The following is an 8,553-nucleotide window of genomic DNA, read 5'->3' on the forward strand; positions in this document are numbered from 1 at the left end:
AATAGGTGGATGGCGCTTCGCTTATCCACCCTACAACTTTTATTATTTGAATGGCTGATTTAAATTTTAAACCGACATTCAAGGTAAATACACGAACTTCCGCCTTGGGTCGGTTTTACCCGGTCAATCCTTACTGAGAAAGCTCCGCCAATTTACACCTGCTATAGCGCTAACATTTCAAGTCGGATTGCGGTAGTTGATTAAGCGCAACTGCTGCCATTCAAACATCTGCGGTTCAACAGGGTCTTGTTTGTTACAAACGCAACAGATACTCACAGGATTTTCTACTTATTAATCAATAACTTATAAATTGGCGCGAAATATGAATTAAGCAAGCCGTGCACAAATCAATGCTATGTCCGGTTGTTCATCATTATCACGGCGCTTATGTCTGAGATCATCCCGTTTCCCGTTCCCAACCAACAACAAAAATCGGATCTTGATGCGGTTATCGATGCAGCGCTAAAGGCTATCCCGAGGCAAGACAGGGAAAAACTCAGGTTTGAGTTGATCAAAACGATAGACAGCTACGATGCCTTTTTTTCTGAATGGTCTTTGAGTCTGCCCGAGGATAGTAACGAAACTCTCAGAAAACAAATTTACGATATTGCACACCAGGAACATGACCGAAAAATACAAATGTTAAAAGACATTATGCGACTGAAGATTAAAGAGCTGGTTGCGGAATACCGACAACGAAAGTAGCGCGGTTTGTACCGAGCTCGTAAAAACCCACGGCTGGTGTGCCCTTCGACAGGCTCTGGTCGAACGGTATTTAAGCGCCGGATTTAAGTAAGGCACGGATTAACAACACCCAAGACCATCAGTTTTAAAACCTAGCCTTAGTCGTCCTTTGGCCCAAATATTCATTACGGAGTGTCATATGAATCAACTTGCCGATGTAAACAGTGTCGCGGAGCTTGAAGTCGATGCGAATAAGCTGATCGTGGCTTTTGCCAGTTCCGATGGGGAAATGATCAATCAGCATTTCGGTTCATCCTTGGGATTTCATGTCTACGCTATAGACGGCAGTTCCGCGACGCCTTTGGCGGCTAAGTCGTTTGGTAAGGAACAGCGTGACGGGAATGAAGAGAAATTAAAGCCTAAGCTGGCCTGGTTAACCGGCTGCGATATGGTTTATTGCGGCTCGGTTGGTGGCACAGCCACCAATGAATTAATCAAATTGGGCGCTCATCCGGTCATTGTTAAAGGCGGTTCCGACATTGAAGAAATCATTGCCGAGTTACAGCAAGACCTTACCGGTGCCATGTCACCGTTGCTGGAACGTATTTTTAAACAAAAATCCGGTAAAGATCAGAGCCGTTTTGCAGAGATGGCTGACGAAGAATGGGCTGAATAATCTGCCGGGCAATTTTGCCTTAATACCCTCCAACTCTACTACCCCTGTCCTTACATTTCCGGGTAGCGTCATCCCCGCAGCAGCGATGGTATGTGAAGGCCGGGCGAAAATAATCGCACGCTTGGGCCGGCGACCGACATTTGCGCCACCATCGCCAACGCTAAACCACCTTTTTCTAAACTCAGGGCATCCGGCCTGCGCCTCACGGTATTTGCCGCCGCCAGCCTTATGGCCGCTGGGCAATGCCGTTTGTGAAGGATTTAGGGCCAATTTTTAGGATACCGTTTCAACTATACTATGGAGTGATTTATTGCTTCTCGCACAAGGATGAAATTTAAAAATTTTTTATCGTTAAAGTCCCTGATCATTCTGGGCTTTGTCATTGCGGTGATTCCGCTGTTTCTGGCCGTGATGTACGCTGCTTTTGGCATGCGCGAGACCTCGGCGCTGGGCCGCACCGTCAACACGCATGTTTTCGAACAAACCAAAACCATCCGCCTGGTTTTACAAAAAGCCTCCGATATAGAGCGCAAGGCCAAACTGTTTGTGTTGCTGTCCGACCCGACGCTGCGCCAACCCTACGAACGGCAATCCTACGAAACCGTGCGGGCCTCGTTTAAACAGGCTTTGGGTGATTTACTAAAACTGCACGTCGATAACAAAATCGCACTGCTGGTCAATGAATTATCCGAAAAAGAAAACCTGATTTACCAGCAAATCATCGGCTCGGATGACGAGAATAATCTGGAATTACCGATAGACGAGGCTTTCCAGGGCTTGCGCGAATCTGCCGCCACCCTGTCGCGCGAGTTTGAAAACCACGTCGATCACGAATTCAACGAACTGCACCAATTGTCGGAATCGCTGGAGCATGGCCTGTTGGTCAAAGGCGCAGTATTACTGGCGATTTCGTTCGGTGTGATTGCCGTTCTGTTGATCGTATTATCGCGTTCGATGCGGCAACTTGATCTATCAATACGCCGTTTGGGCGCGGGCGAGCTGGCCGAACCGATTCTGGTGAACGGCCCGTCGGATTTACGTTACCTGGGCAACCGTTTGGAGTGGCTGCGCACTCGCTTACTGGAACTGGAAGTGTCCAAGCAACAATTTATGCAAAACGTCGCCCGCGAGATAGAACTGCCCTTGGCAAGCCTGCGTCAGGATGCCGAATTGCTGGCCGGCGAAACCGACTACGACCCCAACAGCAAGCGGCAAGCCACTGTTTTGCATTTATGCGCCAATATCGAAAAGTTAAGCGCCGTATCCGAGGAATTACTGCGCTACAGTCGGATCAATTCCCTGCCCGACATCAATCGCAAGGAAAGCGTAAACGTCAAAGATTTGCTGGAAACCGTCGTTGACGATTTTCAACCGGTTTTAAGCAGTAAAGCCATCGCTATCCGCATGCTGGCGCGGCCGGTGGAAATTGCCGGCATTCCCGAACAATTGCGGGCAATCATCGAACAATTGCTGACCAATGCCGTGAAATTTTCGCCGGAAGGTGGCGAAATTCGCGTCATATTACGCGACGCCGGCACGTTAATGGAGCTAGAAGTGGAAGACGAAGGCCCCGGTATCGCCATCGACGAACGCGATCATATCTTCGAGCCGTTTTATCGCGGCAAGACCGGCGATACCGGCGACGGCCCCGGCCTGGGCTTGGCCATCGTCAAGGAATACGTCGCCAATCATCAAGGCAAAGTGGAAGTCATCGATGCCCGTCAAGACCAACAAGGAGCCCGCATCAGGGTTCAAATTCCGTTAACCGGGGAGAATTAAGCAACATGCAGGCACTATTCATGCGCGTATTGGCACTGGTCGCATCATTGTTGACCATCAGCGGCTGCGCCGAGATGGATTCCAGCGTCAAGGAACATTTTCCAACCGTTTACAGCGCGCCGGTGGTGCATTCGGACATAGACGAGTTGCTGGATTTTGGCAACAATCTGGCCAACATGACCACGGCGAGCCGCACCGAGACATGCAGGTCTTTAATGAAACGCCAAAAAGACGAACCCGAGATTGGCGTGTTACTGCATTTGATGGTAGGCCGCCTATTGTCAGATGCCTGTGGCGACATTCCCAAAATTCTCGATGAAATTGCCGGCATTCCGCCCGCAGGCCTGAGCGACGAACGGATGCGCCACCTGGTTGCCATTCACACCGAGGCATTAAAGCGCATCAACAGCGCATCACGAAAACTCGGATCATTGGAACGCAAACACAAAACCGTGCAAAACGTGCTGGAAACGAAAGACGCCGCCGGTTCCAAGAAAGAAGAATCAAGACTGCTGCGCGAGAAACTGGAAGCCATCCGGTCGATGGAAAAGCAACTGGACGAGACTAGCGAAGGCAAATAGGGCCAATGTTTCGGTTTCGCTTGGCGATAGTCATTGTTGTTTCGTTCTGCTTTGTATTGAGTTTGGGCATTGCCTTGTATTGGGGCGCCGACGAAGTAGCGCGCTATTTTCAACACAGCCAAACCGCCTACGAAACCTTCGACGATTACGAACAGCTGTCGCAGGAAGCTTATCGCCATTTCAAGCAACGCATGGACCGGCTGATCACCGCCAACCCCAATTCGGAAACCGGCGTGGAATCTTCCAAACGCCGTCTTTACGAGGCCATGCAAACGCTACGCGACACCGCCGTCAAAGCGCCGGACACTGACAGCGCCAGCGAAGAATGGACCAATAAGCCCGCGGAATTGGAGAAAGTCGCCCATCTCACCGCTTTCCTGGAAGCCAGCGAATATCGCTTCGAAGAAGTGGAACGGCTGCGCTTGCAAGGTAAGCTGACTACCGCCGTGCAGGCTTTAGCCAAGTTCACTGAAGAGGAAATCGACGGTAAATTCCAACCCCTAATCGACGCCGCCATCAACGCCGAACGGGAAAAAGCCCAAAAAGCCAAGCGCGAGTTGGAAATGTTGGTGGAAAAGTCGCGCTGGACGGCGATTTTGGCCTCGTTAACCGCGGCGTTATTCAGCTTGGTAGCCGGCATCATGTTGCTGCGCGCGTTTAAAAAACCTATCGAAGCGCTAATGAAAGGCACGGACGAAATCGCCTCCGGCAACCTGGATTACCGGATTGCCTTAGACAGCCGCGACGAATTTGCCTATCTGGCCAGCCACTTCAATCAAATGGCCAAGGAACTGGAAGTTCAACAAGATAAACTACGCGAAGGCCGCGCCGTGTTGGAAGAGCGAGTGACCGAGCGGACCTTTGAACTTAATCTGTTGAACGAGGAATTAAAGCGCATGGATAATGCCCGCCGTGAGTTTTTGGCGGACATCAGCCACGAACTGCGCACGCCGATCACGGTGATACGCGGCGAAGCGGAAGTGACGTTGCGCGGCCAGGACCGCGATGCCGAAGAATACAAAGACGCATTGCAACGCATCGTCGAGCTGTCGATGCAGTTGGGTAAATACGTGAACGACTTACTGTTTCTGGCCCGCGCCGACACGGCCAATCTGCAATTCGAATGGAATAAAGTGGATTTGGCGGATTTGGTAGCCAGCAGCGTCGAGGATTTTCAAGTGATGGCGCAAGAGTATTCGATTTCCGTCAGCCTGGACGCGCCGTCCGGACCGTTACTGGTGCGCGGCGATAAGCAACGGCTACGGCAGGTGCTGTTCATTCTGGGCGAAAATGCCTGCCGCTATTCCAAACCGCTCGGGCATATCGCCGTGGCGTTATGGCGCGACGGTAAACAGGCCTGTTTCAGCCTGACCGATCAGGGCATAGGCATACCCTCCGAGGATCTGGATCGAATTTTCGAGCGCCACTTCCGCAGCAGCAATGCCCAGCATTCCCGAGACGACGGCTCCGGCCTGGGTTTGCCGATGGCCAAATCCATCCTGCAAGCCCACGGCGGGCAAATCGCGGTACGTAGCGTCGAAAACGCCGGATCGACATTTACGGTTACACTACCCCTGCTTACGGTAGCATAGGACGGATTTTCATATGAATGATAAATACATGACAACCAATACTCTGACGGGAATAGGCTATATGCGGGTACTGATGGTTGAAGACGACGAGCGTATCATCGATTTCGTGCAACGCGGCTTAAAAGCCGAGGGATATGCCGTGGAGGTGGCCCGTAGCGGGCAAGAGGCCATTGCCTTGGGTACCGAAGGCAGCTTTCAGGTGATCATTCTGGACTTGGGCCTGCCGGACATGAACGGCCGGCAGATTTGCGAACGCTTGCGCAGCAACGGCATCGACACCCCGATTTTGATGCTGACCGCGCGCGATACCGTGCAAGACAAGGTAGCCGGCCTGCGCTCCGGTGCCGACGACTATATGACCAAGCCGTTCGCCTTTGAAGAATTGCTGGCCCGTATCGAAGTTTTACTCAGGCGGCGCGGCGGCGAAGTGAAGCAGGACGACAAAGAATTGCGTATCGAAGACCTGGTACTTAATGGCGAAACTCACGAAGTAAGACGCGGCGATAACGTCATCGAGTTAACCCCCAAGGAGTTTGCCTTGCTGGAATGCTTTATGCGCATGCCGGGTAAAGTATTGAGCCGCACACGCATTCTGGAACAAGTCTGGGGCTATAGCGCCGATCCGCTGACCAATGTGGTGGATGTTTATATTCGCCAGCTGCGGCGGAAGATCGACGACGATTACGAGCTGAAATTGCTGAAAACCGTGCGCGGCTTTGGATACAAAATGGATGCGTCTTGAGTTGGACGTGCGAAATTTTGTGTCTACGCACCGTTATCAACAGTCTGGTCGGCAGCCTACAAACCTTGGTAAGCTAGCTTACTGAACAAACCAGCGCCAACCCGGACATCACGCGCCTCCTATGCAACTCACCCTGCTCGACCCGGATCATCCGCACCAAGCCTTTCCGCCACTGCATAAGGCCTTGAAACAACCGAATGGCTTACTGGCCTTTGGCGGTTGCCTATCGCCGCAGCGCATCGTCAACGCCTACCGGCACGGCGTATTTCCTTGGTTCAATCCGGGTGAGCCTATTCTGTGGTGGTCGCCCGACCCGCGTTTGGTATTGTTTCCGGAACAGCTGAATATTTCTCGCAGCCTGGCGAAAACCCTGCGCAAACAATTGTTTGAGATTCGTTACGACAGCGCCTTTCGTCAAGTAATCGATGCGTGTGCGGCGCCGCGTCGCGACGAAGGTGGCACCTGGATTACCGACGACATCCGCCAAGCCTATACCACACTACACCACCTGGGTATCGCACACAGCTGCGAAGCTTGGCAGGACGGCCAGTTGGTAGGCGGCCTGTACGGCATTGCCATCGGCCAGGTCTTTTTCGGCGAATCGATGTTTCATCGTAAAACCGATGCCTCCAAAGTGGTGTTTGTGCATCTGGTGCAGCAGCTCAGCGCTTGGGGTTATCAAGTCATCGACTGTCAGGTCAGCAGCGAACACTTACTCAGCCTTGGCGCGGCGGAAATCCCTCGCAGCCGCTTTGTAGAACTGCTGGATAGGCTCTGCGATCAAACACCGACGCCCGACGCTTGGCAAGCATGAGCTCCATCCCGATTTGGCTGGACAGCGGCCACGCCTGCGGCTATCTGGACGACCGTCTGGCACGTTCCGGCTTCGTGCATCCGTCGGTGAATATCGACACCACGCTCTACTCGCAACTGATTGCTCAGGGCTTTCGGCGCAGCGGCGATCATGTTTATAAACCCTATTGCGAAGCCTGCCAGGCTTGCGTGCCGACGCGGCTGCCGGTGGCATTATTCCAACCCGACCGTAAACAAAAACGCTGCATCAAGCGCAATGCCCAAACCCAGGTAGTCGTCAAAAACGCCGAGTTCGACCCGCGTCATTTCCAACTGTATCAACGCTATCTAAGCACCCGCCACGACAAGCCCGGCGAAGATGCCGAAATCACGCCGGATGACTACATCAAATTCCTCGGCAGCAGCTGGTGCGACACGCTGTTTGTGGAGTTTTTAATCGGCGGCCAATTGGCGGCGGTCGCGGTGGTCGATGTGGTAGCCGACGGGCTATCGGCGGTGTATACCTTTTTCGACCCGTATTTTGCCGACCATAGCCCAGGCGTTTACGCGGTATTGTGGCAAATCGAAACGGCCAAGCAAATGGGACTGGAATATGTTTATCTGGGCTACTGGATCAAAGACTGTCGTAAAATGCGCTACAAAATCGATTATCAACCGCTGTCCGGCCTAATAAACGGCCAGTGGCAATTTATTTCAAATCAAACATTTAACGAGGATTAAGCCGTGCCGAAAGCCAACGAATTGAAACAGGGAACCGCCATCGAAATCAACGGCGAGCCGTATGTGGTCAAACACATCGACGTGCGCAACCCTACCTCGCGCGGCGCGACCACGCTTTACAAAGTCCGCTTTACACACATGAAAACCCGGCAGAAGCTGGACGAAACCTTCAAAAGCGACGACATGCTGAAAGCCGCCGATTGTTCACGGTGCAACGTGCAGTTTTCCTACCAGGACGGCGACACCTACTATTTCATGAACAGCGAAACTTACGATCAATACGCGCTGGCGGCTGACGACCTGGAAGGCCAAACCCTATATCTGACCGACGGCCTGGAAGGCATCATCATGCTGTTGATGGACGACGCCGCGCTAGGTATCCAGTTACCAACCACCATTACGCTGCAAATCGTCGAAACCCCGCCATCCATGAAAGGCTCCAGCGCCACCAAACGCACCAAAACCGCCAAACTCAGTACCGGCCTGGAAGTACAAGTCCCCGAATATATAGAATCCGGCGAGATGATCAAGGTCAACACCGAAACCGGCGAATTCTCGTCGCGGGCTTAACGCCGCCCTCTCCGCCAGCCGCCGACCGAATCAGCCATCGGCGGCAACGGCTTCACTACCCCGCCCTTTACCCAGTCAGCCCCCAAATCTCGATTGGAAGTATGTCCGAGTTCGTGTCTGAGCCGCAATGAATGACTCATGCTCGATTGATATTGAAGCGATTTTTGATTCTTTGTGGCACACACCGCAATCCCTTTGGCAGCATTGCTGAAAAAATTCTGAGTGCAACAGCTTTATTGGAATATTTCGCAGGCATTCAGTGCTGACTGAGCAAATTCGGCCAACTTCTGCCGTTCGAGGTGTCTTTGTCAATGGCTGGTATAGATCATAAATTGTTCACTAATGGCAAACAGTTGATACCAGTTCTTCGACACGTTTCGAAAAGTCCTGTGAGTG

Annotated in this window: 9 protein-coding genes; all 9 read left to right on the forward strand. The window is 52.3% G+C overall.

Translation table 11 applies throughout. The annotated features are described in order from the left end of the window. The first annotated feature begins 387 nt into the window (after positions 1 to 387). The 9 genes from QLH52_RS24215 to efpL all read left to right on the forward strand — a co-directional run bounded on the left by QLH52_RS24215 (position 388) and on the right by efpL (position 8,157). Positions 388 to 705, forward strand: a complete 318-nt coding sequence (locus tag QLH52_RS24215) for a hypothetical protein (RefSeq protein ID WP_033159253.1) — start codon at positions 388 to 390, stop codon at positions 703 to 705. 178 nt (positions 706 to 883) lie between these two features. Next, positions 884 to 1,360 carry a NifB/NifX family molybdenum-iron cluster-binding protein gene (locus QLH52_RS24220; protein ID WP_033159252.1) on the forward strand — a complete coding sequence of 159 codons (477 nt, stop codon included), beginning with the start codon at positions 884 to 886 and terminating at the stop codon, positions 1,358 to 1,360. A gap of 327 nt (positions 1,361 to 1,687) precedes the next feature. Beyond that, positions 1,688 to 3,139 carry a sensor histidine kinase gene (locus QLH52_RS24225; RefSeq protein WP_033159251.1) on the forward strand — a complete coding sequence of 484 codons (1,452 nt, stop codon included), beginning with the start codon at positions 1,688 to 1,690 and terminating at the stop codon, positions 3,137 to 3,139. Between the two features lie 5 nt (positions 3,140 to 3,144). Further along, on the forward strand, positions 3,145 to 3,720 hold the full coding sequence (locus QLH52_RS24230; RefSeq protein ID WP_319963255.1) for a hypothetical protein: 576 nt from the start codon (positions 3,145 to 3,147) through the stop codon (positions 3,718 to 3,720). A gap of 5 nt (positions 3,721 to 3,725) precedes the next feature. Beyond that, positions 3,726 to 5,312: a sensor histidine kinase gene (locus QLH52_RS24235; RefSeq protein ID WP_033159249.1), complete on the forward strand. Its 1,587-nt coding sequence runs from the start codon at positions 3,726 to 3,728 to the stop codon at positions 5,310 to 5,312. Positions 5,313 to 5,340: 28 nt separating this feature from the next. Next, a complete protein-coding gene (locus QLH52_RS24240) occupies positions 5,341 to 6,054 on the forward strand; it encodes a response regulator transcription factor (protein ID WP_225587271.1) in 714 nt (237 codons plus the stop codon). Positions 6,055 to 6,175: 121 nt separating this feature from the next. Further along, positions 6,176 to 6,868 (forward strand): leucyl/phenylalanyl-tRNA--protein transferase, encoded by a 693-nt coding sequence (gene aat / locus QLH52_RS24245; protein ID WP_033159247.1) that lies wholly within the window; start codon positions 6,176 to 6,178, stop codon positions 6,866 to 6,868. Further along, positions 6,865 to 7,587, forward strand: a complete 723-nt coding sequence (locus tag QLH52_RS24250; RefSeq protein ID WP_033159246.1) for an arginyltransferase — start codon at positions 6,865 to 6,867, stop codon at positions 7,585 to 7,587. Before aat ends, QLH52_RS24250 begins: the two co-directional genes overlap by 4 nt. Before the next feature lie 3 nt (positions 7,588 to 7,590). Continuing rightward, positions 7,591 to 8,157 carry an elongation factor P-like protein EfpL gene (efpL, locus tag QLH52_RS24255; RefSeq protein ID WP_033159245.1) on the forward strand — a complete coding sequence of 189 codons (567 nt, stop codon included), beginning with the start codon at positions 7,591 to 7,593 and terminating at the stop codon, positions 8,155 to 8,157. The last annotated feature ends 396 nt before the right edge of the window (positions 8,158 to 8,553 follow it).

This window comes from Methylomonas defluvii, from assembly GCF_033949435.1.
Taxonomy (GTDB): Bacteria; Pseudomonadota; Gammaproteobacteria; order Methylococcales; family Methylomonadaceae; genus Methylomonas; species Methylomonas defluvii.

Coding starts and splice junctions, on each gene's coding strand:
- QLH52_RS24235 (WP_033159249.1), top strand. CDS start 3,726: ATGTTTCGGTTTCGCTTGGCGATAGTCATTGTTGTTTCGTTCTGCTTT.
- QLH52_RS24215 (WP_033159253.1), top strand. CDS start 388: ATGTCTGAGATCATCCCGTTTCCCGTTCCCAACCAACAACAAAAATCG.
- QLH52_RS24225 (WP_033159251.1), top strand. CDS start 1,688: ATGAAATTTAAAAATTTTTTATCGTTAAAGTCCCTGATCATTCTGGGC.
- QLH52_RS24240 (WP_225587271.1), top strand. CDS start 5,341: ATGACAACCAATACTCTGACGGGAATAGGCTATATGCGGGTACTGATG.
- QLH52_RS24220 (WP_033159252.1), top strand. CDS start 884: ATGAATCAACTTGCCGATGTAAACAGTGTCGCGGAGCTTGAAGTCGAT.
- QLH52_RS24230 (WP_319963255.1), top strand. CDS start 3,145: ATGCAGGCACTATTCATGCGCGTATTGGCACTGGTCGCATCATTGTTG.
- aat (WP_033159247.1), top strand. CDS start 6,176: ATGCAACTCACCCTGCTCGACCCGGATCATCCGCACCAAGCCTTTCCG.
- QLH52_RS24250 (WP_033159246.1), top strand. CDS start 6,865: ATGAGCTCCATCCCGATTTGGCTGGACAGCGGCCACGCCTGCGGCTAT.